Raw genomic sequence first — 21590 nt, 5'->3', positions numbered from 1 at the left:
CTACCCGACCCCACCTCGTGATCGCCCATTCCGTCGCCGACCCGCTGTATTACCTGCATAACTTCCGCCAGGTGCTGCTGTGGGTCGAACAGCGGTATGCCGACCTGCTCGATGCGCAGGAGCTGAACTTCATCCAGGCCTTTGCCGCGCTGGAAGCGCCGGCCCAGGCGTTGTTGGTGCGCATGGTGATGCGAAAGGGTGAGCTGTTTCGCAGCGACCGGCTCGACTATGCCGAGATTGGTGATGCCCATAGCGCCTTGCAGCCACTGCAGGCCTTGGGCTGGGTCCGTGAACCTGAGCAGTTGAGCCTGGAGCAGCTGTTCGGCCTGCTGCGCAAGGACGAACTCGCCCGCGGTTTCGCCGTGCAACTGAGTCGTCCACGTGCAGCCAAGGGCGACCTGCTCGTGCAATTGCAATGCTTGTCACTGGCTCCCAGGCCGCTTTCAGAGTGGTTTGCCAAACCCCCGGTCAGCATCGTGCAATGGTGCTTGCAGCCGCTTTGCGACCGCATGCGCTTGCTGTTTTTCGGCAATCTGTATCAGGACTGGTCAGACTTCGTGCTGGCCGACCTTGGCCTGTTGCGCTTCGAGCAAGTATCGTTTAGCCCCGGCTCGCGCGCCTTGCAGCAACGCGGCGATGTCGACCTGGCAATGGCCTTGCACCAGTGCGCCGAGCGTCTGGAGCAGGGCGACGAGCCGGCTTCGATCCTGGCAGCACTGGCAGGCTGGCACAGTGACAATGCGTGGCTGGCCCGGCGGCATGCGCGTCTGCTGTATGCCCTCGGCCAGCAGTGCGAGCGCCTCGGCGACTGGGACCTGGCCCTGTCGGTGTATGCCCAAAGCAGCCATGCACAAGCGCGCATTCGCCAGGTGCGCGTGCTTGAGCGCAGCGAACGCTGGCCGCAGGCGCATGCGCTGGCCCTGCAACTCGCGCAGGCCCCCACAAACGCTCTGGAGATTCAGGCACTGCAGCGCATGTTACCGCGCCTGGCACGCAAGCTTGGCGGGCCGCCTCAGCCTCGGCGGCGCGCGAGTGCCGCTCAGGTAATCGAACTGGAATTGCCGCACGAGCATGCCGTGCTGGGTGTCGAAGAGGCCGTTCGGCAACATCTGGCGCAAGCGGGTGGCCAGGTGCATTACGTTGAAAATACGCTGCTCAACAGCCTGTTCGGCCTGCTGTGCTGGGAGGCGATCTTCGCGCCGGTCCCCGGCGCGTTTTTCAACCCCTTCCAGGCCGCGCCCCAAGACTTGCACGACTGCGACTTCCAGCAGCGCCGCGCCGCCCACTTCGATGCTTGCCTGGGGCGGCTCGACGACGGTACGCATCAACAAGCCATTCTGGATTGTTATGCGACCAAGCAGGGCCTGCAGTCGCCGTTCGTGTTCTGGCCAATGCTCGACGAAGCCTTGCTCACCCAGGCTTTGGCCTGTCTGCCGGCCGCCCACCTCAAGCAATGTTTCCTGCGCTTGTTGCAGGACATCCGCAACAATCGCGCCGGCATGCCCGACCTGATCCAGTTCTGGCCGGAGCAGGGGCGCTATCGCATGGTCGAGGTCAAAGGGCCGGGCGATCGGCTGCAGGACAACCAGTTGCGTTGGCTGGAGTTTTGCGCCGAGCACGGCCTGCCGGTGGCGGTCTGCCATGTGCGCTGGAGTGCTGCGGCGTGAGTTACCGTGTGGCGGTACGTGCGTTGTGTGAATTCAGCGCCAAAGTCGGTGATCTCGACTTGCGCTTCACTCCGTCGCCCACGGCCCAGGAGGGTATCGAAGGGCATCGCCGAGTGGTGGCCCGGCGTGCCGATGGCTACGAAGCGGAGGTCGCCCTCGAAGGGGTTTATCAGGGCCTTCAGGTCCGTGGCCGCGCCGATGGTTATGACCCCTTCGCCAATCGCCTGGAAGAGATCAAGACCTACCGTGGCGACCTCGTTCGGCAACCGGCCAACCACCGCCAGCTGCACTGGGCCCAGGCCAAGGTCTATGCCTGGCTGATGTGCCAGGCGCGGCAGTTGCCGGCCATCGAGGTGGGGCTGGTCTACCTGAATGTGGACAACGACAGCCAGACGCTGCTTAGCGAGCACTGTGGCGCCGATGAACTGCGTGTGTTTTTCGAAACCCAGTGCCAGTGCTTTCTGGCCTGGGCCCAGGGACAGGAACTGCGCCTTGCCGAGCGTAATCACGGTCTGCAGGCCTTGGGCTTTCCCTACCCACAGTTTCGCCAGGGCCAGCGGCAACTGGCCGAAACCCTGTACAAGGCGGTCAGCACGGGGCGCTGCCTGATGGCTCAGGCCAGTACCGGGATCGGCAAGACCCTCGGCACGCTGTTCCCGTTGCTTAAAGCCATGGTGCCGCAACAGCTCGACAAAGTGTTTTTCCTCACGGCCAAGACTCCAGGCAGGGCACTGGCGCTGGACGCCCTGCAGCAGATCACCAAGGCCACGCCGCAGCCCGCGCTGCGCACTCTGGAGCTGATTGCCCGCGACAAGGCTTGTGAGCACCCCGGCAACGCCTGCCATGGCGAGTCCTGCCCTTTGGCCAATGGCTTCTACGACCGATTGCCTGCGGCGCGTGAGGCGGCGGCACAGATGCCGATGCTGGACCGTGCAAGGCTGCGCGAGGTCGCCCTGGCGCATCAGGTCTGCCCCTACTACTTGGGGCAGGAAATGGCACGGTGGGTGGATGTGCTGGTGGCCGACTACAACTACTACTTCGACGCCCATGCCTTGTTGTTCAGCCTGACCCAGGCCAACCAGTGGCGGGTCGCGGTGCTGGTGGACGAGGCGCATAACCTGGTGGAGCGTGGCCGAAGCATGTACAGCGCCAGCCTCGATCAAGGCCAACTGCTCGCGTTGCGCCACAGCAAACCGCAAGGGCTGGGCAGTGCGCTGGACCGGTTGAACCGTCAGTGGAATGCCTTGTACAAAGATCAGCAGGCACCTTACCAGGCCACAGAACATGTACCGGACGCTTTTGTGCGTGCGCTGCAGCAATGCATCGGGCTGATCCAGGAGCGCCTCAACGAAACGCCAGCCCAAGTGGACGCGCAAGTGCTGCAGTTCTTTTTCCAGGCGCTGCAGTTCAGCCGGGTCGCCGAGTTGTTCGACGAACATTTCCTGTTCGATGTAAGCCTGCGCGAAGGCCCGCGCAAGCGGCGCCTGGCCAACGTATGCCTGCGCAACGTCACCCCGGCACGGCTGCTGGGGCCGCGAATGCAGGCGGCGCGCAGTGTGACGTTGTTTTCCGCCACGCTCAGCCCGCGGCATTTCTACACTGACTTGCTCGGCATGCCAACAGACACGGCATGGCTGGAAGTGGCGGCGCCTTTCAGCGCCGATCAGCTCGAAGTGCGAATTGCCAGCCAGGTGTCCACGCGCTATCGCGAGCGCCAGGCTTCTCTGGCGCCGATCGTCGCGCTGATCGCCGAGCAGTATCAACGCCAACCGGGCAACTACCTGGCCTTCTTCAGCAGTTTCGAATACCTGCAGCAGGTGCACGCGCTGCTCGGCCAGCGGCACCCAGCGCTACCGACCTGGGCGCAGGCCCCAGGCATGGATGAAACGGCGCGGGAGGATTTTCTTGCGCGCTTTGCTGCTGATGGGCAGGGCGTTGGCTTTGCCGTGCTCGGCGGCGCCTTCGGCGAGGGTGTGGATTTGCCCGGAACCCGGCTGATCGGTGCCTTCGTCGCCACCCTCGGGCTGCCCCAGGTCAACCCGATCAACGAGCAGTTCAAACAACGCCTGGGGCGCCAATTTGGCGCTGGTTTCGACTACGCCTATCTGTACCCCGGCGTGCGCAAGGTAATCCAGGCCGCGGGGCGCGTCATCCGTGGCGATCAGGACCGTGGCGTGCTGGTGTTGATCGATGAGCGTTTTGCCGAACCGCGGGTCCAGCAGATGTTCCCCAGTTGGTGGCAAAAGGCTGGCAACTAATCCTCGTCAGGCACTTCGCATGGCATTGCAACTCCCAGTACACTGCGCGTTCCAACTCCAACATCCGTTGAACTCGAGGTTTCTGCATGACGCTCAGTCCTTTGGCAGGCAAGCCGGCTCCGGCCAGCGTGCTGGTCGATATTCCCCGCCTGCTCACCGCTTACTACACCGGCCGCCCCGACGCGTCCGTGGCGGCCCAGCGCGTGGCCTTCGGCACCTCGGGCCACCGCGGCAGCGCGTTCGACCTGAGCTTCAACGAAGACCATGTGCTGGCGATCACCCAGGCCATCTGCCTGTATCGCCAGGAACAGGGCATCGACGGTCCGTTGTTCATCGGTGCCGACACCCACGCGCTGTCAACGCCCGCTGCCGCCAGCGCCCTGCAAGTGCTGGCTGCCAATGGCGTGCAGGTAATGCTGTCCAAGGACGATGAATACACCCCGACGCCCGCGGTGTCCCATGCCATCCTCTGCTACAACCGTGGCCGCGACATTGGCCTGGCCGACGGCATCGTCATCACCCCGTCGCACAACCCGCCACAGAGCGGCGGCTTCAAGTACAACCCGCCCAACGGCGGGCCCGCTGACAGCGACGTGACCAAGTGGGTCGAAGCCAAGGCCAATGAACTGCTGGCCGCAGGCCTGGCGGGCGTCAAGCGCATTGAGCATGGGGCGGCGCTGCAGGCACCCACTACCCACCGCCATGATTACGTGAGCCATTACGTCGCTGACCTGGAAAACGTCATCGATTTCGACGTCATCCGCAACGCCAAGCTGCGCCTGGGCGTCGACCCATTGGGCGGGGCAGGGGGGCGCTATTGGGCGGCGATTGCCGAGCATTACAAGCTCGACCTGGAAGTGGTCAACACCGAGGTCGATCCGACCTTCCGCTTCATGACCGTCGACTGGGACGGCCAGATCCGCATGGACCCGTCCTCGCCTCACGCCATGCAAGGCCTGATCGGCCTGCGCGAGCGCTTCGACGTGGCCTTCGCCTGCGACCCGGACCACGACCGCCACGGCATCGTCACCGCCGATGGTTTGCTGCAGCCGAACAACTACCTGGCCGTGGCCATCGACTATCTGTACCGCCATCGTCCGCAATGGCGCAGCGATGCAGCCGTAGGCAAGACGGTGGTATCCAGCGGCCTGATCGACCGCGTCACCGCGCGTCTGGGGCGTGAGTTGTACGAAGTGCCGGTGGGTTTCAAGTTCTTCGCCCAGGGCCTGTTCGACGGTTCGCTTGGCTTTGGTGGGGAAGAAAGTGCCGGTGCCTCGTTCCTGCGCAAGGACGGCACGGTCTGGGCAACTGACAAGGACGGCCTTATTCCAGCGTTGCTGGCGGCTGAAATGACCGCGCGTACCGGCCGTAACCCGAGCGAGGCCTACGCCGACCTTACCGCCGCGCTGGGCAAGCCATTCGCTACCCGCGTGGAAGCCAAGGCCGATGCACGGCAGAAGGCACTGTTGAGCAAGCTGGCGCCGGAACAGGTCAAGTCGACCGAACTGGCCGGCGAGCCGATCCAGCAGATTCTCAGCCACGCGCCGGGCAACGGCCAGGCCATTGGCGGCCTGAAGGTGATGACCGCCAATGGCTGGTTCGCCGCGCGGCCTTCGGGGACTGAAGACATATACAAGATCTACGCCGAAAGCTTCATCGACGAGGCACACCTGCAGCGCCTGGTGGCAGAAGCTCAAGTGCTGGTGGATGCGGCGATTGCCTGATCGATTGGTGAAACGGGGCCGCACAGCGGCCCCGTTCATTCACGCCACATCGACCAGGACGATCTCGCTGTCCGCGATCGCCGTCACCCGCAGCACGTCTTCTTCCTCGATCGCCACGCCATCGCGGCCCTTGGCCCGCAATCCATTGACCTCGACCAGCCCCTTGGCCGGCACCAGGTAGCCCCGGCGCCCCGCGTCGAAACGGTACTCTGCCGTTTCACCGGCCTTCAGGGTAGCCGCCACCAGCCGCGCATCGGTACGGATCTGCAAGCTGTCCTCATCACCGGCCCGGCCGCTGGCCAGGGTCACGAAGCCTTCACCGCGCTCGCCTTTCGGGAACGGACGGGTGCCCCAAGCAGGCGCGTCACCCACTCGCTCCGGCACGATCCAGATCTGGAAGATGCGCGTGTCGACCTCTTCCAGGTTGTATTCGCTGTGTACGATGCCGCTGCCGGCACTCATCACCTGCACGTCACCGGCCTCGGTACGGCCCTTGTTGCCCAGGCTGTCCTGGTGGGTAATGGCGCCTTCACGCACATAGGTGATGATCTCCATGTCGCGGTGCGGGTGTGGTGGGAAGCCGCTGCCGGCGGCAATCAGGTCATCGTTCCACACCCGCAGGTTGCCCCAGTGCATGCGCGCCGGGTCGTAGTATTCGGCAAACGAAAAGTGATGGTGGGCGTCGAGCCAACCGTGGTTGGCGTGGCCGAGGCCTTCGAAGGGTCGCAGTTGCAGCATGGTCGTGCTCCTTGAATCGGTGGAATGTGGCCATGATGCTGCAAAGAAAGATCGAAAATAAGCGTAATTATCGACTGAATATGATCGCTTATATCGATAGTTAATGGCGATGTGAATTGTGCGATTCATCGCCTAATCTGCTGATCTTCAAGCATTCGCTGGCGATTTTTTGCCGATACGGCGAACATGCGTGCTGATTCGATTTTCAACGGAGTGACCGTGCCCCACGAGCAACCCCTGGCCCCCGCCGAACTGGCCCCGCCTGCCCAGCTGCCCTGGTTTCGCCGGCTGGCTGCGCGCCTGCTGGGCCGTGGCCTGAGCAGTTTGCAGGCGCAACACCGTGACTCATGGTTCCTGGGCCACGCCACTGGTCAGCGCAGCGGCCACGCCGATGGGCTGCGCGAAGGCTTCGAGCGCGGGCGGGTCGAGGGGTACGAGGCAGGGCGCCAGGTGTTGGTGATTCGAGATACCCGCCCAGACAGCGCTGCAGTACCCGGCCAGGACGACAAGCTGTTCGACGACTGGCGCCTGCCACTGACTGCCGAGCTGAAGAAGCGCTTCAAGGCCGATGTCGCCCAGCGCCTGCCTGCCGAGGCCCAGCCCAGTGCTGCACAGTGGAAGCTGATCTTCAGCGACACGCCGTCCACCTGCGTGGTGGCCGGGGCGGGGGCGGGCAAATCCACTTCGTTGGTGCTGCGCATCCTGCTGCTGCGTCACTACCTGGGGTACGAGCTGGACGCGATGACCGTGGTCACCTTCACCCGCGAGTCACGCAAGGACTTCATCAAGCGCCTGGTGCAGGTGTTCGCGCTGTGGCAGCTCGACCTGCAGCCCGCAAAAGCCCGCGAGCTGGTGCGTACTTTCCACTCACGCATCCTACCGCTGGTGCGCAGTTTGCCGGGCTTTGACCAGGTGCGTGCATTCGAGGCCCTGGGTAACGAGATGCCCGCGGGTCGCGAAGCGGAAGCCGAGAGCAACCCGTTCGACCTGCGCCTGAACGACGCCCAACGTCAACAGCTCAACCAGTGCTATAGCAACGTGCTCGCGCAAAGCCCACGTTTCGCCGACATCATTGCCACCCTGCGTCGCGAGGCCCTGCAGCTCAAACCGCTGGACCCAGATCATCCGGATGTGCAGAAGCGGGTACAGGTCACGCAGCTCGCCGCCCAGCGTGACGAAGAACTGTGCGACGTGATCGAAGATCTCTGGTTCGCTGCGGGTGCGTGGCCGATCAAGGGCATCGCGCCGTGCCGCGAGACGGTCGAAATCCGTGGTAGCCGGTTCCATGTCCACGGCCGCCTGGAAGGCCTCGATGCCTGGGTGGTGCTCGGTTTCGACCCTGCAGAAAGCCCCCAGTACCAGCGCCCGGGTGCCAAACTTGCAGTGCGCGCCGAGTGGGCGGTGAAGCGCACGCTGTTGCAGGCGTTCTGCGACAAGCCGCTGATCTGGCTCGACAACTATGCGATGGCCCGGCGCCTGGCAGCGTCGTTGGCCGGCGATGCCGTGGCCGGCCCCGGCTTCGAATACAAGGTCAAAGGCGAACTGGCCCCGGCGCCCTTGCTCGACGCCTTTGTCGGCGCCGCCAGTTTCATCGAGAACCTCGGCCTTGAAGTGAATGCCGCCGTGGCGGCCATGAGCTTTCCGACCGGCGACAGCGACGCGTTGTTCTTCGAGGCCCTGGCACTTTACTGGAGAGCCCTGGAAGCGCACCTGCTGGACCAGTCGCCGCCGGTGATGAGTTACAACCGCATGTTCGCCCTGTTTGGCGAGAACAACCCGGAAAACCTGCAACTGCTGCCTGACCCGCTGCTCAGGCCGCTGGCACACCTGATGATCGATGAATTCCAGGACGTTTCGCCGCAGATTGTCAGCTGGCTGCGCGCCAGCCTCGCGGAAATCCGTCGGCGTGGCCCGGCTATGCACACCGGGCGCAATGCCCAGCATTCTTCGCTAATGTGCGTGGGCGACGACTGGCAGTCGATTTACGGCTGGCGCGGCAGTTCGCCGAAATACTTCACGGAATTCACCAAATCCTTCAGGTCGCCGGCCAACACACGCGTGATGCTGGTCGACAACTATCGCTGCCAACAGCAGGTCATCGACGCTGCCGAGCATTTGGTCAAGGGCACGCCGACCATTGCCGGCAAGAAAGCTCGGGCCAGCGGACCTGCCGCCGAGTTGCCGGGCTCGCCGGTGAGGGTCTTCGAACGCGATGAAGCCGCGTTGGGCGCTACACTCCTCGAGCATTACCAGCGCGGCGAATCAGTGATGCTGCTGTACCGCAAGGGTAGCGACAAGGCCTTGATGAACGAGCATTTGCAGGCCGTACTGCAGGCCGAAGCGATGTTGCCAGCGCAACAGCGTCGCCTGCGCCAGCTGTCCTACCACAGCGCCAAGGGCCTGGAGGCAGATGCTGTGTTCATGCTGGGCGATTGCCAGTACCTGACCAGCTCTCCGTACAAGAATCAGGTCTATCGCCAGGCCGGCCTGGGTGGGGCCGGGGATTCACAACCGTTCGACACAGCGCAGAAGGAAGAAGTGCAGCGCCTGGCCTACGTCGGGGTAACCCGGGCGGTGCGACACTGCTATTGGCATGTGGAAGCGACCAACGCGGAGACAGCCAAGCTGCCCCGCGCGTCGAGCCACGTGGATGGGCGCCAGGTGTTCTTCGAAGACCTGCGTGGCCAATAGCGAGGGCTGAAGTCGGTACGGTGCATGCGAGGGTCGGTAGCAGGCCAGCGCGGCGCAGATGACTGGGGGATGGTGGTGTACGGCTATTGTCAGGGAGAATGCCAATGCAGTCGCTGTGCAGCCCCAAAGATCATTTGCTCGATCTGGACGGTATTGAAATCGCAGTACGAACGTGGGGGGTCGAGGACGGCATCCCGGTGCTGGCCCTGCACGGGTGGCTGGACAATGCCGCCTCGTTTGAACGACTCGCGCCGTTGCTGGACGGTTGTTTCGTGGTGGCGCCCGACCTGGTCGGCCACGGACGTTCCGACCATCGCCGTCACGACAGCGGTTATTACCTGTGGGAGCATGCCGAGGACATGCTGGCAGTCACAGACAGCCTGGGACTTTCACAGTTTCATGTGCTGGCCCATGGCATGGGTACCGGCATTGCGTCGTTGCTCGCGGCCATGACCAGCGGCATCGCCAGCTTGATCTTCCTCGATGGCATCGGCGCGCCCTTCACCGTGGCCGATGATGAGCGTGTGCAGCATCTGGCGCGCGCCTATCGGCTCAAGCGAATGGTCAGGCGCAGCCAGTTGCAGGGCTTTTCAGAGCCTGGTGGCAGTCGTTTCGATAACCTTGAAACCGCGCTTGAGCAGCGGCGCAAGCACTTGGACGGCGAATTGAGCGAAGATGCCGCTCGGTTGCTGGCCATGCGAGATCTGCTGCCATTGGCCGATGGCTACTGCTGGCGACATGATCCACGCCTGGTGCTGCCCGAGCCCATGCCACTGACAGAGCGTGAGGCCTGTGATCTGCTGCGAGACATCCATTGCCCGCTGTACTTGATGTTCGGCCGGCAGGGGGCATTCATTAGCGGCGGTTTCGAGCGACGCCAGTCGGCGTTGCCGGCTCATGCCAAGGTGTCGTGGCATCCAGGTGGGCATCATTTGCACTTGGAGGCGCCGGATCGGGCATTGGTCGACCAGATCCTGCGCATCCTCGCCAGCCACGAAGGGCGGCCGGTGCAGCGTTTGGTGAACGAGTAGGCGTGTGGCCTGCGAGCCTGCTCTAGGGCTATGGTGACGAACGCCCTCGGGCAATCGCCACAAGGAGACCAGGCATGCGACCGTTCACCCTCAAGCACATCGATCATCTTGTACTGCGGGTCAGTGACCTGCCGCGCAGCGTGGCCTTTTACCGCGACCTTTTGGGATGCACGGTAAGCCGAGAGCGCCCGGACCTGGGCATGGTTCATCTGGCCACCGGCACCGCGATGATTGACCTGGTGACGCTCGACGGCCCCCTGGGACTGCCAGGGGGCGCGGCGCCAGGGGCCGAAGGGCGCAACCTTCATCACTTCTGCCTGCGCATCGAGCCGTTCAACGAACAGGCGCTGACGGATTACCTGAAGGCGGCAGGGGTGACGGTGGAATCTGCAGAGAAGCGTTATGGCGCCGAAGGCGAGGGGCTTTCACTGTACTGCTTTGACCCGGATGGCAATCAAGTCGAGCTCAAAGGTCCGGTTGAAGTGGCTGTTTGAAGTGCTGGCCAGTGGATATCCCGGCAAAGCCGATTATGCTTCAGATACCTTGCTGCGATCCGAGGCGGCCCGCCTCGTCGTGCTTCGCGCAACCAATGCAAGCCCTAGGGCCTGGGGTGCGACGGTGAAATGGGTGTGAGGTACTCCGGCCTTCAATAGCGATGAGACGGAGGCAACCCATGGCGGTAATCGACAGCGCATCCACGGGCAGTAGCGCGCCCCAACGGGGTATCACCAAGGAGGAGCGCAAAGTCATCTTCGCCTCCTCGCTGGGTACCGTGTTCGAATGGTACGACTTCTACCTCTACGGCTCACTGGCGGCGATCATCGCCAAGCACTTCTTCGCCGGGGTGAATGAAACCACCTCGTTCATCTTCGCCTTGCTGGCCTTCGCCGCAGGTTTTGCCGTGCGGCCATTCGGCGCCATCGTGTTCGGCCGTCTGGGCGACATGATCGGGCGCAAGCATACCTTCTTGATCACCATCGTCATCATGGGCCTGTCGACCGCGATCGTCGGCTTGCTGCCCAGCTATGCCACGATCGGTGTGGCGGCGCCGGTCATCCTGATCACCCTGCGCCTGCTTCAGGGCCTGGCGTTGGGCGGCGAATACGGAGGGGCGGCCACCTATGTCGCCGAGCATGCGCCCAAGGGCCGGCGGGGCTTCTTCACCTCCTGGATCCAGACCACTGCCACCCTTGGCCTGTTTCTGTCGCTGTTGGTGATCCTGGCCTGCCGCACGGCATTGGGTACCGAGGCGTTCGAGGCCTGGGGCTGGCGCATTCCGTTCCTGCTGTCGATCCTGCTGCTGGCGATTTCGGTCTACATCCGCATGCAGCTGAACGAGTCGCCGGTATTCATGAAGATGAAGGCAGAGGGCAAGGCCTCGAAGGCGCCACTCACTGAGTCTTTCGCCCGCTGGGACAACCTCAAGGTGGTGATCATGGCGCTGCTCGGCGGTACTGCCGGACAAGCCGTGGTGTGGTACACCGGGCAATTCTATGCACTGTTCTTCCTGTTACAGACGTTGAAGATCGACCCGCAGACGGCCAATCTGCTGATTGCCGGTTCCTTGCTGATCGGCACGCCGTTCTTCATCTTCTTCGGCAGCCTGTCCGACCGCATCGGGCGCAAGAAGATCATCATGGCGGGCTGCATCATCGCCGCGTTGACCTACTTCCCGATCTTCAAGGCGCTGACCGAGTACGGCAATCCCGACGTGTTCGTCGCCCAGGAGCAGAACCCCGTGGTGGTGGTGGCCGACCCTGGCCAGTGCGCGTTCCAGTTTGACCCGGTGGGCAAGGCCAAATTCACCAGCTCCTGCGACATTGCCAAGAGCCTGCTGGCCAAGCGCGCGATCCCGTATGAGAACGTGAAGGCCGAGTCCGGTAGTGTGGCGCAGATCCGTATCGGCGAACGCGTGATCCCGAGCTTCGACGGCAGCAGCCTGGCAGCGGCCGACCTGAAGACCCAGGGCGATGCGTTTACCGCGACGTTGACTGGCGCCTTGAAAGAGGCCGGTTACCCCGAGAAGGCGGACCCTGCGAAGATCCACTACCCGATGGTGCTGTTGCTGCTGACCATTCTGGTGATCTACGTCACCATGGTCTACGGGCCGATCGCCGCCTGGCTGGTGGAGCTGTTCCCGGCGCGCATCCGCTACACCTCGATGTCGTTGCCGTACCATATCGGTAATGGCTGGTTCGGTGGTTTCCTGCCGACTGTGGCATTCGCCATGGTGGCGGCGACCGGGGATATTTATTACGGGCTGTGGTATCCGATCGTGATTGCGGTGATGACGGCGGTGTTGGGGATCTTCTTCCTGCCGGAGACCAAGGACCGGGATATCACGTAAAGCATGCGTAGTCTGTCCCAGCCTCTTCGCGGACCGCCCGCGAAGAGGCCGGTATTGAACACAGTCAGTCGAAATATCCGCGCAAGCTGAAGGCATAGCCGATATCCACATCCTTGGCCTCGCCCCGGCTCCAGCGCTTTGTCATCACAAACTCGAACGCCGGCTCGTATAACCCATCCCGCACCACCGCGCCCCCCAGCACCTCAACGTCATACCAGCCATTGTCCAGCTCGATGATCGGCCGCCCTGGCACTTGATAACGAGCCAGGAGGTCGCCGAGGGTCTTGTTGGTGAAATGCTGAAGAATGCGCCAGGTGTATACCATCACCGCATGGTGCTCGACCTGCAGCACATAGCCGTCGCGCCGGTGCTTCAGCCGGCTGCCCGATTCGAGCAGCGCGGGTGTGTCGCCATCGAGGGTGAAAATGATGTGGTAGGGCAGGTTGTCGACTCCGGCCAGAGGCAGCACTACACCCTCGCGTACCGCCCTGTCGCCGCTGTCGGTGTGGGTGAATTCGCCGGCCAAGTCGTCGGGGAGGTCATGTTCATGCTTGAAGCGGTCGAGCAACTGAATGTCTCCGACCAGGATGTAATCGACTTGGTCATTGAGCACTTCGCTGAATTCATGGCGCATTGGTTTTCCTTGTTCTAGCGCACCAGGGTCAGTGTTTTTGGGCGATCTGGATTAGATTACCGCAGGTGTCGTCGAAAACTGCGACGGTCACCGGGCCCAGATCTGTGGGCTCCTGGGTGAATTTGACGCCGGCCTTGCACAAGCGCGTGTACTCGGCTCGGATGTCGCGTACGCCAAAGGAGGTGGCCGGGATGCCATCTTGACGTAACGCTGCTTTGTAGGTCTTGGCGGCGGGGTGAGCCTCGGGCTCGAGTACCAGCTGCACACCATTGGGGTCGTGAGGAGAGGTCAGAGTAAGCCAGCGATGCTGGCCCAGGGGGATATCATCCTTGGGCTCGAAACCCAGCACGTAATGGTAGAAAGCCAGGGCCTTGGCCTGGTCGTCGACGAGGATGCTGGTGACAACGATCTTCATAGGCGCACACCGTTCCTGCGGCTGTTTACCCTCCAGTAAAGACGTTCTTGCAGGTTTTGCTCATGGCAGTACCGGCTCTTTTGCGGGGCCGGTACTGCCACACTCAGACTACAGCCAACCTTTGATCTGCCGCGCCACGGCTTCGGTCGAGATCCCATAGCGGTCATGCAAGGTCGGCAACGCCCCCGCATCCAGGAACGCATCCGGCAGCGCGATCTGGCGGAAGGTGGGCGTCACGCCATTGCGCAACAACACGCCGGCTACCGCTTCACCCAAACCACCCACGATCGAGTGGTTCTCTACCGTTACCACCAACCGCCCCGGTTTACGGGCTTCGGCGAGAATCGTTGCTTCATCCAGCGGTTTGATCGTGGGTACATGCAGCACCGACACGTCCACGCCATCCTTGTGCAACAGCTCTGCCGCTTCCAACGCACGCATGGTCATCAGTCCGCTGGCGATCACCAGAACGTCGCGCCCTCCACGTACCACCTGCGCCTTGCCCAGCTGAAACCGGTAATCATAACGGTCCAGCACCAACGGCACGTTGCCACGCAGCAGGCGCATGTACACCGGGCCCTGGTGGGCTGCAATGGCCGGCACCGCCTGCTCGATCTCCAGTGCGTCGCACGGGTCGACGATCATCAGGTTGGGCATGGCGCGCATGATCGCCAGGTCGTCGGTGGCCTGGTGGCTGGGGCCGTAACCCGTGGTCAGGCCGGGCAGGGCGCAGACGATCTTGACGTTGAGGTTTTCCTCGGCGATGGCCATGCAGATGAAATCGTACGCCCGCCGCGACGCGAACACCGCGTAGGTGGTGGCGAACGGGGTGAAACCCTCGCGGGCCATACCGGCGGCGGCGCTCATCAGCAGTTGCTCGGCCATGCCCATCTGGTAGAAACGGTCCGGATGGGCTTTGGCGAAGATATGCAGGTCGGTGTACTTGGACAGGTCAGCGCTCAGGCCCACAATGTCTTGGCGTTGTTCGGCAAGCGCCGCCAGGGCATGGCCGAACGGGGCGGGGCGGGTCGCTTGTCCCTCGGCGGCAATCGACGCAATCATTGCCGAGGTGGTCAAGCGTTTTTTCGGTACGGTCTGGTTGTTCATGCGTGGCTCCCAGCGTCCAGTGCTTGCAGGGCGAGGTCCCATTCGTGTTCATCGACGCGAATGAAGTGGGTCTTGTCGCGGTTTTCCAGGAAGGGCACGCCCTTGCCCATGCGAGTGTCGCAGATGATCACCCGCGGTTGTGCAGCCGCATGAGTGCGTGCCTGGTCGAAGGCCTGAACCACAGCATCGAGGTCGTTACCATCAACCCGTTGTACGTACCAGCCGAATGCCTGCCAGCGCTCGACAATCGGCTCGAAGGCCAGCACCTCGCTGGAATGACCATCTGCCTGTTGGTTGTTGACGTCGACGATGGCGATCAGGTTGTCCAGCTGCCAATGGCTGGCCGACATCACCGCTTCCCAGGTAGAGCCTTCATTCAGCTCACCATCGGAAAGCAGGTTGTACACCCAGTTGCTCGACCCTTTGCGCTTGAGCCCGAGGCATGCGCCGACCGCGATACCCAGGCCGTGGCCAAGCGAGCCACCGGTAATTTCCATGCCGGGGGTGTAGGCTGCCATGCCGGACATCGGTAGGCGGCTGTCGTCGCTGCCGTAGGTTTCAAGCTCCTCTTCTGGAATGACCTTGGCTTCGATCAGCGCTGCGTACAAGGCAATGGCGTAATGTCCGATGGACAGATAGAAACGGTCGCGCTGCTCCCACTCGGGGTTGCCTGGGTCCAGGCGCAAGGCATGGAAGTAGGCCACTGCCAGCAAGTCGGCGGCGCCAAGAGCCTGACCGATGTAACCCTGGCCCTGGACCTGGCCCATGCGTAGGGCATGGCGACGGATATTGTGGGCGCGCGCAGCCAGGGGCAGCGCACCCGGGGTAACGGGTACGGCGTTCATGGGGTGACTCCTTGCGAGGTTATTAACGGTTGACCAGGCTGGCCGGGACGCGGAATACCAACCAGGCGCCGGAGATCAGCACGGCGGTGATCAGGTACATGCCGATAGCGTTGTTGCCCAGGGTGCTGGTAACCCAGCCGATCAGGAACGGCGAGCAGAACCCGGCCAGGTTGGCGAAGCTGTTGACTGCGGCGATGCCGGCGGCCGCCGATACGCCGCCCAACAGTGTGGTGGGCAGCATCCAGAACAGCGACGAGGCAGAAAGTATGCCAGCCGCGGCCAGGCACAGGCTGAGAATCGACAAGCTCAGGTGGCTGGCGAACAGTGCAGCCAGCGCCAGGCCCAAGGCGCCAGCGAGCATGGGTATCGCCAGGTGCCAGCGGCGTTCGCGGTGGCGGTCGCCGCTTCGGCCGGCCAGCAGCATGGCAGCGATTGCGCAGAGGTAGGGCAGGCTGGTCAGCAGGCCGATGTGCAGCGGTTCACTGACTCCGGCATTGCGTACCAGGGTCGGCAGCCAAAAGGTGATAGCGTACTGGCCCATCACCACGCAGAAGTAAATGCCTGCCAGCAACCAGAGACGGCGGTCGCGGATGAAGTCGCCGACTGAACCGTGCTGAACCTTGTGCTGTTCGTCCTCGGCCAGTTCCTTGCGCACAAGCGCCTTTTCATCCTCGTTCAGCCAGTGAGCCTGGTCCACTCCGTCTTTCAAGTAGCTCAGCACCAGGATGCCCACCAGCACCGTGGGAATTGCTTCCAGTAGGAACATCCATTGCCAGCCGGCCCAGCCGTGCACACCGGCGAAGCGTTCCATGATCCAGCCCGACAGTGGCCCGCCGACCATGCCCGAGAGCGGGATGGCGATGAACCACAGCGCGGTCATCTTGGCCCGCCGATAGGATGGGAACCAGTAGGTCAGGTACAGCAGAAGGCCCGGCGCCAGGCCGGCTTCTGCGACACCGAGGAAAAAGCGCAGGGTATAGAACTGCCAGGCCGTCTCGACGAAGGCGAACAGCGCCGAGATGATGCCCCAGGTGATCATGATGCGGGCGATCCAGCGCCGCGCCCCGACCTTGTGCAGGATGATGTTGCTCGGCACCTCGCACAGGAAGTAGCCGATGAAGAACATGCCGGCGCCCAGGCCATAGACCGCTTCGGACAGCGCCAGGTCATCCATCATCTGCAGCTTGGCGAAGCCGACGTTGACCCGGTCGAGGTAGGCGCATAGGTAGCACAGCATGAGAAACGGCATCAGCCGCCAGGCGGTCTTGCGATAGGCATGGCTGCGCGCGGCCGTGGCCGCGTCGAGGGCTAGGGTGGTCATGTCGATCTGATCTCTTGTTGTTATCGATTGCCCCGCCGTGACGGGGCTCAGATGCGAAACATCATGCAGCTGCCGTCAGTGGATCAGCATACCCCCGTTGACGTCCAGGGTGATGCCGGTCAGGTAGCTGGACAGATCGCTGGCGAGAAACAACGCGGCGTTGGCCACGTCCCGGGCTTCGCCCAGGCGGCCCAGGGGGATGCCTTCGATGATCGCGTGGCGGCGCTCGTCCTGCATCAGGCCACCGGTGATGTCGGTATGGATAAGCCCAGGGGTGATCGCGTTGACCCGCACATTATCTGGCCCAAGTTCACGCGCCATGGCCTTGCCCAGGCCGAGCACCGCGGCCTTGGCGGCGCTGTAGTGAGGGCCGCCGAAGATGCCGCCGCCGCGCTGCGCCGAGACCGACGACATGCAGATGATGCTGCCCGTACGCTGGGTACGCATCGTCGGGATCACGGCTTGGGACATCAGCAGGGTGCCGCGCAGGTTGACGTCGAGGATGCGGTCGTAGTCCTTGCCGGTGATTTCCAGGGTTTTTACGGGTTGGGTGATGCCGGCGTTGTTCACCAGTACATCGATGCGCCCGAAGTGGGCCAGCACCTGGGCCACTGCATCGCGCACCTGCGCTTCATCGGCCACGTTCGCAGCCAGGCCCAGGTGGCTGTCGCCGAGTTGCGCAGCTGCATCACGGGCGGCATTCAGGTCGAGGTCGATGATGGCCACCTTGGCGCCCTGGCTTGCAAAGGCCTGGGCGGTGGCGCGGCCAATACCGCGGGCAGAGGCGGCACCGGTGACGATTGCGATTTTGCCTTCAAGTAGCATGGGGAGTGCTCCAGATGTTTGTTGTTGTGGGCACAGCTTGGTCTGCGGGCGGGGGCTGGGCAACGCCGTGCGCTTCAGCCTATGCTGAAAAAAATTCAGCACAGGGCAGGGCGTGACGACGTTCGAAGCCCGTAGATCCAAGGACTGCGATGAATCACGACCTGAGCAAGAAGCCTCTGCAACTGCCACCGCTGAAAGCGATTCAGGCCTTCGAGCAAGCGGCGCGCTTTGGCAACGTCGCCCGCGCCGCCGAGCAGCTCAACCTGACGCCTTCGGCGGTCAGCCATCAGATCGCCAACCTGGAAGCGTTGATAGGTCGCCCCTTGTTCCTGCGCACCGCCAAGGGCGTGACCCTAACAGTGGCGGGCGACCAATACCTGCGTGAGGTATCCGGTCTTCTGCAGAGCCTCGCCACCGCCACTGAGCGGGCTGGCAGCGCGGTGGGCTTCGATTGCTTGCGCCTGCATTCGGCGCCGAGCTTCGGTTTGCTGTGGCTGCTGCCGCGGCTGGAGCAGTTTCGAGCCAGCCACCCGGATATCCAGATCAACCTGTCCTGCTCTTACGAGGCGTTGCACTTCGGGCGGCACCAGATTGACGTGGACATCCGCCACGGTTACCCGAACTGGCCGAGCCTGGAGGTACGCACCATCCGCCACGAACGTGCCACGGTGCTGTCTGCCCCGGCGCTGTTGGCGCGCCAGCCGATCCTGCAGCCTGCCGACCTGCTGGGGCAAAACCTGATTCTTTCCGAGTCGGCCCTGGTGCAATGGCCTCAGTGGTTTGCCCAGCAAGGCGTGTCGCTGCCGCAGGCACCGTTCGCGCTGAGTTTCGACCGCTCGTACATGAGCCTGGAGGCGGCCAGTCATGGGTATGGCTTTGCTTTGGAGAGTTCGCTGTTATCTCAGGACTACGTGGCACGCGGGCAACTGGTTCCAGTGTTCGGCACCGATCAGCACAGCCCCGTGAGCGCGCATCATCTGGTGTTTCCTCGCGGGCATGCGGAGCTGCCGCGGGTTCGGCGGTTTCTGGAATGGATGCAGAGTCAGCTGGGGCACGATTTCAGTTACTGACCACGGCAAAATAGCGTCAAGCCATAGGCAAATCCTTTACCACCCGGCCGCCCGAGCCCGTGGCGGCAGGTTAAAGTGACAGGATAATTCCAAAGGCGCCCGAAACTGCGCCAGAGAGGTGCCTGTGGCTTCCTATACCTTGCGACAACTCAAGTATTTCGTCACCACCGTCGAGGCCGGCAGCGTTGCCGAAGCCTCGCGCCAGTTGTACATCGCCCAGCCCTCGATCTCCACGGCGATCAAGAGCCTGGAGGAAAGCTTTGGCGTCCAGCTGTTCATCCGCCACCACGCCCAGGGTGTTTCACTGACCCCCAGTGGCAAGCGCTTCTACGCCAAGACCAAGTCGCTGTTGCAGATGACCCATGAGTTCGAGCAGAACGCCCTGGCCGATAACGACACTGTGGCCGGGCAGATCGACATCGGTTGCTTCGAGACCGTCGCCCCGTTGTATCTGCCACGCCTGATCGCCGGGTTTCGCGAGCGCTACCCGGGGGTCGACATCCGTCTGCGGGACGGCGAGCAACAGGAGCTGATCCAGGGGCTGACAGCGGGCACTTTCGACTTGGCATTCCTCTATGATCACGACCTCGATGGCACCATCGAGACCGAACCGTTGATGCCGCCGCAGAAGCCCTACGTGTTACTTCCCGAAAAGCACCGCTTCGCCGGTCAGGCGCAGGTTTCGTTGCGTGACCTGTGCCCGGAGCCGATGATTTTGCTGGACGTGGCACCGAGCCGTACTTATTTCGTCAGCCTGTTCAACGAGCTGGGTCTGACGCCCAACATCGTTTTCAGTTCGCCGTCGATCGAGATGGTGCGCGGGATGGTGGGGCAGGGGTTCGGTTTTTCGCTGCTGGTGACCCGGCCGCATTCGCCGTACACCTATGACGGGCAGAAGCTGGTGACACTGGATATTGCCGAGCCGGTGACCTTGTCGGGGCTGGCGGCGGCGCGTTTGAAGCGGGTGCAGCTGACCAAGCCGGCGCAGCTGTTCGTGGAGTTTTGCCGGGAGGAGTTGGGCAGGCTGTGAAAAGCTGGGGCCGTATTGCGGCCCCAGCAATGCGTCACGCGTGATCGGGGACCACTGCAATTACATCGATCTCCATCAACCATTCAGCCTGGGCCAACCCGGCCACTACCAGCCCAGTGGAAATCGGGAACACGCCCTTTAGCCACTTGCCGACCTCCTTGTACACCGGCTCACGGAAGCGCGGGTCGGTGATGTAGGTAGTGGTCTTGACGATGTGCGAAAGGTCCGAGCCGGCTTCCTCAAGCAGCTGCTTGACGTTCTTCATCGCTTGCTCGGCCTGCGCCTGCGGGTCGCCCAGGCCCACCAGACGGCCTTCGAAGTCAGTACCGACCTGGCCGCGCACATAGATGGTATTGCCGGCACGCACGGCCTGGCAGAGGTCGTTGTCCAGGGTCTGGTTGGGGTAGGTGACCTTGGTGTTGAACATGCGGATGCGGGTATGGGTAGGCATCAGTGGGCTCCGAGTGTGCTGACGTTGCTGATCGAATTGGGTTTCTGTTCGTCCGCGTCACGCTGTTCGCGGTCGCGGTAGGCCAGGTAGGTGCGCTGGGTAGCGATGTGGCCGGCAACGTGCTTGGCGTCGTGCCACACGCCCCAGATGAACGACGAGCCACGGCGCGACAGCCAGGGTAGGCCGAGGAAATACACGCCCGGCTCGCGCGATACGCCGCGCTGGTGCTGGGGTTTGCCGTTGGCGTCGAAGGTGTCGACCTGCAGCCAGCTGAAGTCCACGCCATAACCGGTGGCCCAGATGATGCTGGCGACGCCGGCTTGGGCCAGGTCCAGCTCGCGCAGCGGGTTGCTGACGCAGTCCGGGTCGGGCAGGCGCTTGCGGGCTTCGGGTTCTTGCGGAAGGTCAAGACCGTTGCGTTCGATGTAGTCATCGGCGGCATCGAGCAGGGCCAGGTAGTTTTCGTCGCCGCGGCTGATGTTGTCGGCCAGGTTGTCCTGGAAACGCGCGACGCCGTTGTCGAACGACTCGGTCAAGCCGACCAGGGTCATGCCTTGATGGGCGAGGGCGCGGAAGTCCACGGTGTGGCCGCCACGGGCACCACTGACAGCGATGGTCACGTGCTCGCGGCCGGGCTTGGCGATTTCTGCATCCCACTCGCCCAGCACGCCCAGCCACCAGCAGAAATCACGGTTGCGATAGGCGCGTGGCGGACGGTCATGCGCGCCGACCGACAGGTACACCTGGCGCCCGGCGCGCATCAGCTCTTCGGCGATCTGCACGCCGGAGGAGCCGGCACCCACCACCAGTACAGCGCCTTCAGGCAACTGCTCGGGGTTGAAGTAGGCAGCGGAGTGAATTTGGTGCAGTTGCTCATCCTTTGGCGCGATGGCCGGGATTACCGGGCGCTGGAACGGGCCGGTGGCGGCGACCACGCGGTTGGCGCGGATCACGCCTTCATTGGTTTCGATGGTGAAACCCGGGCGGTCGGCGTTGCGCACCACCTTCTTCACCTCGATGCCGGTGCGTACCGGCAGGTTGTACTTGCGAACGTACTGCTCGAAGTAGTCGGCTACCTGGTCCTTGCCGGCGAAGGCGTCGGCGTCGAGGTTGAATTCAAGGCCTGGGAAGCGGTCGTGCCAGACCGGGCCGTTGGCGACCAGTGAGTCCCAGCGGCCGGTGCGCCAGGCTTCGGCGATGCGCTTGCGTTCCAGTACCAGGTGCGGCACGCCGAGCTTGCTCAAATGTTCGCTCATGGCCACGCCGGCCTGGCCGGCGCCGACGACGAGGGTGTCGATTTCGATGTTGTTCATTGTCATTGTCCGAGCCCTTGTTCAGGCGGTTTTTGTCAGGTCGGTTTGGAGGACCGCCGTTACCTGGGGCCAGACTAGGGACGCTGCGCGAATCGCGAAAATAGTATTTAGCTTGGGCTTGCC

The 21590-nt window shown here is 63.1% G+C and carries 18 protein-coding genes; 9 read left to right on the top strand and 9 right to left on the bottom strand.

The window, feature by feature from the left end; all coding sequences use genetic code 11:
- Positions 1–17 precede the first annotated feature (17 nt).
- The 3 genes from ACZ6YA_RS22200 to pgm all read left to right on the top strand — a co-directional run bounded on the left by ACZ6YA_RS22200 (position 18) and on the right by pgm (position 5649).
- The gene (locus ACZ6YA_RS22200; RefSeq protein ID WP_465899470.1) at positions 18–1667 is read left to right on the top strand and encodes a VRR-NUC domain-containing protein; all 1650 of its coding nucleotides are present in this window, start codon (positions 18–20) and stop codon (positions 1665–1667) included.
- The gene (locus ACZ6YA_RS22195) at positions 1664–3925 is read left to right on the top strand and encodes an ATP-dependent DNA helicase (RefSeq protein WP_465899469.1); all 2262 of its coding nucleotides are present in this window, start codon (positions 1664–1666) and stop codon (positions 3923–3925) included. The genes ACZ6YA_RS22200 and ACZ6YA_RS22195 overlap by 4 nt, the downstream gene beginning before the upstream one ends.
- An 86-nt stretch (positions 3926–4011) precedes the next feature.
- Positions 4012–5649, top strand: a complete 1638-nt coding sequence (gene pgm, locus ACZ6YA_RS22190; protein ID WP_465899467.1) for a phosphoglucomutase (alpha-D-glucose-1,6-bisphosphate-dependent) — start codon at positions 4012–4014, stop codon at positions 5647–5649.
- Between the two features lie 39 nt (positions 5650–5688).
- Here the strand turns inward: pgm and ACZ6YA_RS22185 are convergent, their stop codons facing one another.
- The gene (locus ACZ6YA_RS22185) at positions 5689–6387 is read right to left on the bottom strand and encodes a pirin family protein (protein ID WP_465899466.1); all 699 of its coding nucleotides are present in this window, start codon (positions 6385–6387) and stop codon (positions 5689–5691) included.
- Between the two features lie 186 nt (positions 6388–6573).
- On the opposite strand from ACZ6YA_RS22185, the gene ACZ6YA_RS22180 reads away from it, so the two are divergent.
- The 4 genes from ACZ6YA_RS22180 (at position 6574) to ACZ6YA_RS22165 (ending at position 12456) form a co-directional block, all read left to right on the top strand.
- Complete coding sequence (locus ACZ6YA_RS22180) at positions 6574–9078, top strand: UvrD-helicase domain-containing protein (RefSeq protein ID WP_465899464.1); 2505 nt, start codon at positions 6574–6576, stop codon at positions 9076–9078.
- A gap of 104 nt (positions 9079–9182) precedes the next feature.
- Complete coding sequence (locus ACZ6YA_RS22175) at positions 9183–10109, top strand: alpha/beta fold hydrolase (protein WP_465899462.1); 927 nt, start codon at positions 9183–9185, stop codon at positions 10107–10109.
- 74 nt (positions 10110–10183) lie between these two features.
- On the top strand, positions 10184–10603 hold the full coding sequence (locus ACZ6YA_RS22170) for a VOC family protein (RefSeq protein WP_465899460.1): 420 nt from the start codon (positions 10184–10186) through the stop codon (positions 10601–10603).
- A gap of 179 nt (positions 10604–10782) precedes the next feature.
- Positions 10783–12456: an MFS transporter gene (locus ACZ6YA_RS22165; RefSeq protein ID WP_465899458.1), complete on the top strand. Its 1674-nt coding sequence runs from the start codon at positions 10783–10785 to the stop codon at positions 12454–12456.
- Between the two features lie 64 nt (positions 12457–12520).
- Here ACZ6YA_RS22165 and ACZ6YA_RS22160 read toward each other — a convergent pair whose 3' ends face one another.
- From ACZ6YA_RS22160 to ACZ6YA_RS22135, 6 genes are all read right to left on the bottom strand, one after another.
- The gene (locus tag ACZ6YA_RS22160; protein ID WP_465899456.1) at positions 12521–13090 is read right to left on the bottom strand and encodes a hypothetical protein; all 570 of its coding nucleotides are present in this window, start codon (positions 13088–13090) and stop codon (positions 12521–12523) included.
- A 28-nt stretch (positions 13091–13118) separates the two neighbouring features.
- Positions 13119–13505: a VOC family protein gene (locus ACZ6YA_RS22155; RefSeq protein ID WP_465899455.1), complete on the bottom strand. Its 387-nt coding sequence runs from the start codon at positions 13503–13505 to the stop codon at positions 13119–13121.
- 108 nt (positions 13506–13613) lie between these two features.
- Positions 13614–14612, bottom strand: a complete 999-nt coding sequence (locus ACZ6YA_RS22150) for a transketolase family protein (RefSeq protein WP_465899453.1) — start codon at positions 14610–14612, stop codon at positions 13614–13616.
- Entirely contained in the window at positions 14609–15457 is an 849-nt protein-coding gene (locus tag ACZ6YA_RS22145) for a transketolase (RefSeq protein WP_465899451.1), read from the bottom strand. Before ACZ6YA_RS22145 ends, ACZ6YA_RS22150 begins: the two co-directional genes overlap by 4 nt.
- Before the next feature lie 22 nt (positions 15458–15479).
- Positions 15480–16778: an MFS transporter gene (locus ACZ6YA_RS22140; protein ID WP_465899450.1), complete on the bottom strand. Its 1299-nt coding sequence runs from the start codon at positions 16776–16778 to the stop codon at positions 15480–15482.
- 75 nt (positions 16779–16853) lie between these two features.
- Complete coding sequence (locus ACZ6YA_RS22135) at positions 16854–17603, bottom strand: SDR family NAD(P)-dependent oxidoreductase (RefSeq protein ID WP_465899448.1); 750 nt, start codon at positions 17601–17603, stop codon at positions 16854–16856.
- Between the two features lie 149 nt (positions 17604–17752).
- On the opposite strand from ACZ6YA_RS22135, the gene ACZ6YA_RS22130 reads away from it, so the two are divergent.
- Both ACZ6YA_RS22130 and ACZ6YA_RS22125 read left to right on the top strand, forming a co-directional pair.
- On the top strand, positions 17753–18673 hold the full coding sequence (locus ACZ6YA_RS22130; protein WP_465899446.1) for a LysR substrate-binding domain-containing protein: 921 nt from the start codon (positions 17753–17755) through the stop codon (positions 18671–18673).
- Between the two features lie 124 nt (positions 18674–18797).
- On the top strand, positions 18798–19703 hold the full coding sequence (locus ACZ6YA_RS22125; RefSeq protein ID WP_465899444.1) for a LysR family transcriptional regulator: 906 nt from the start codon (positions 18798–18800) through the stop codon (positions 19701–19703).
- A gap of 34 nt (positions 19704–19737) precedes the next feature.
- Here the strand turns inward: ACZ6YA_RS22125 and ACZ6YA_RS22120 are convergent, their stop codons facing one another.
- Complete coding sequence (locus tag ACZ6YA_RS22120) at positions 19738–20154, bottom strand: RidA family protein (protein ID WP_465899442.1); 417 nt, start codon at positions 20152–20154, stop codon at positions 19738–19740.
- The gene (locus ACZ6YA_RS22115; RefSeq protein ID WP_465899440.1) at positions 20154–21473 is read right to left on the bottom strand and encodes a flavin-containing monooxygenase; all 1320 of its coding nucleotides are present in this window, start codon (positions 21471–21473) and stop codon (positions 20154–20156) included. Before ACZ6YA_RS22115 ends, ACZ6YA_RS22120 begins: the two co-directional genes overlap by 1 nt.
- Positions 21474–21590: the final 117 nt, after the last annotated feature.

This window comes from Pseudomonas sp. NPDC090752 (genome assembly GCF_055584805.1).
The sequence above is the reverse complement of the archived record's forward strand: the minus strand, read 5'-3'. Positions and strand labels throughout refer to the sequence as shown.

Excerpts from the sequence above, each read along its gene's own strand:
- pgm (WP_465899467.1), top strand. The coding sequence starts at position 4,012 with ATGACGCTCAGTCCTTTGGCAGGCAAGCCGGCTCCGGCCAGCGTGCTG.
- ACZ6YA_RS22185 (WP_465899466.1), bottom strand. The coding sequence starts at position 6,387 with ATGCTGCAACTGCGACCCTTCGAAGGCCTCGGCCACGCCAACCACGGT.
- ACZ6YA_RS22180 (WP_465899464.1), top strand. The coding sequence starts at position 6,574 with ATGCGTGCTGATTCGATTTTCAACGGAGTGACCGTGCCCCACGAGCAA.
- ACZ6YA_RS22175 (WP_465899462.1), top strand. The coding sequence starts at position 9,183 with ATGCAGTCGCTGTGCAGCCCCAAAGATCATTTGCTCGATCTGGACGGT.
- ACZ6YA_RS22170 (WP_465899460.1), top strand. The coding sequence starts at position 10,184 with ATGCGACCGTTCACCCTCAAGCACATCGATCATCTTGTACTGCGGGTC.
- ACZ6YA_RS22165 (WP_465899458.1), top strand. The coding sequence starts at position 10,783 with ATGGCGGTAATCGACAGCGCATCCACGGGCAGTAGCGCGCCCCAACGG.
- ACZ6YA_RS22160 (WP_465899456.1), bottom strand. The coding sequence starts at position 13,090 with ATGCGCCATGAATTCAGCGAAGTGCTCAATGACCAAGTCGATTACATC.
- ACZ6YA_RS22155 (WP_465899455.1), bottom strand. The coding sequence starts at position 13,505 with ATGAAGATCGTTGTCACCAGCATCCTCGTCGACGACCAGGCCAAGGCC.
- ACZ6YA_RS22150 (WP_465899453.1), bottom strand. The coding sequence starts at position 14,612 with ATGAACAACCAGACCGTACCGAAAAAACGCTTGACCACCTCGGCAATG.
- ACZ6YA_RS22145 (WP_465899451.1), bottom strand. The coding sequence starts at position 15,457 with ATGAACGCCGTACCCGTTACCCCGGGTGCGCTGCCCCTGGCTGCGCGC.
- ACZ6YA_RS22140 (WP_465899450.1), bottom strand. The coding sequence starts at position 16,778 with ATGACCACCCTAGCCCTCGACGCGGCCACGGCCGCGCGCAGCCATGCC.
- ACZ6YA_RS22135 (WP_465899448.1), bottom strand. The coding sequence starts at position 17,603 with ATGCTACTTGAAGGCAAAATCGCAATCGTCACCGGTGCCGCCTCTGCC.
- ACZ6YA_RS22130 (WP_465899446.1), top strand. The coding sequence starts at position 17,753 with ATGAATCACGACCTGAGCAAGAAGCCTCTGCAACTGCCACCGCTGAAA.
- ACZ6YA_RS22120 (WP_465899442.1), bottom strand. The coding sequence starts at position 20,154 with ATGCCTACCCATACCCGCATCCGCATGTTCAACACCAAGGTCACCTAC.
- ACZ6YA_RS22115 (WP_465899440.1), bottom strand. The coding sequence starts at position 21,473 with ATGACAATGAACAACATCGAAATCGACACCCTCGTCGTCGGCGCCGGC.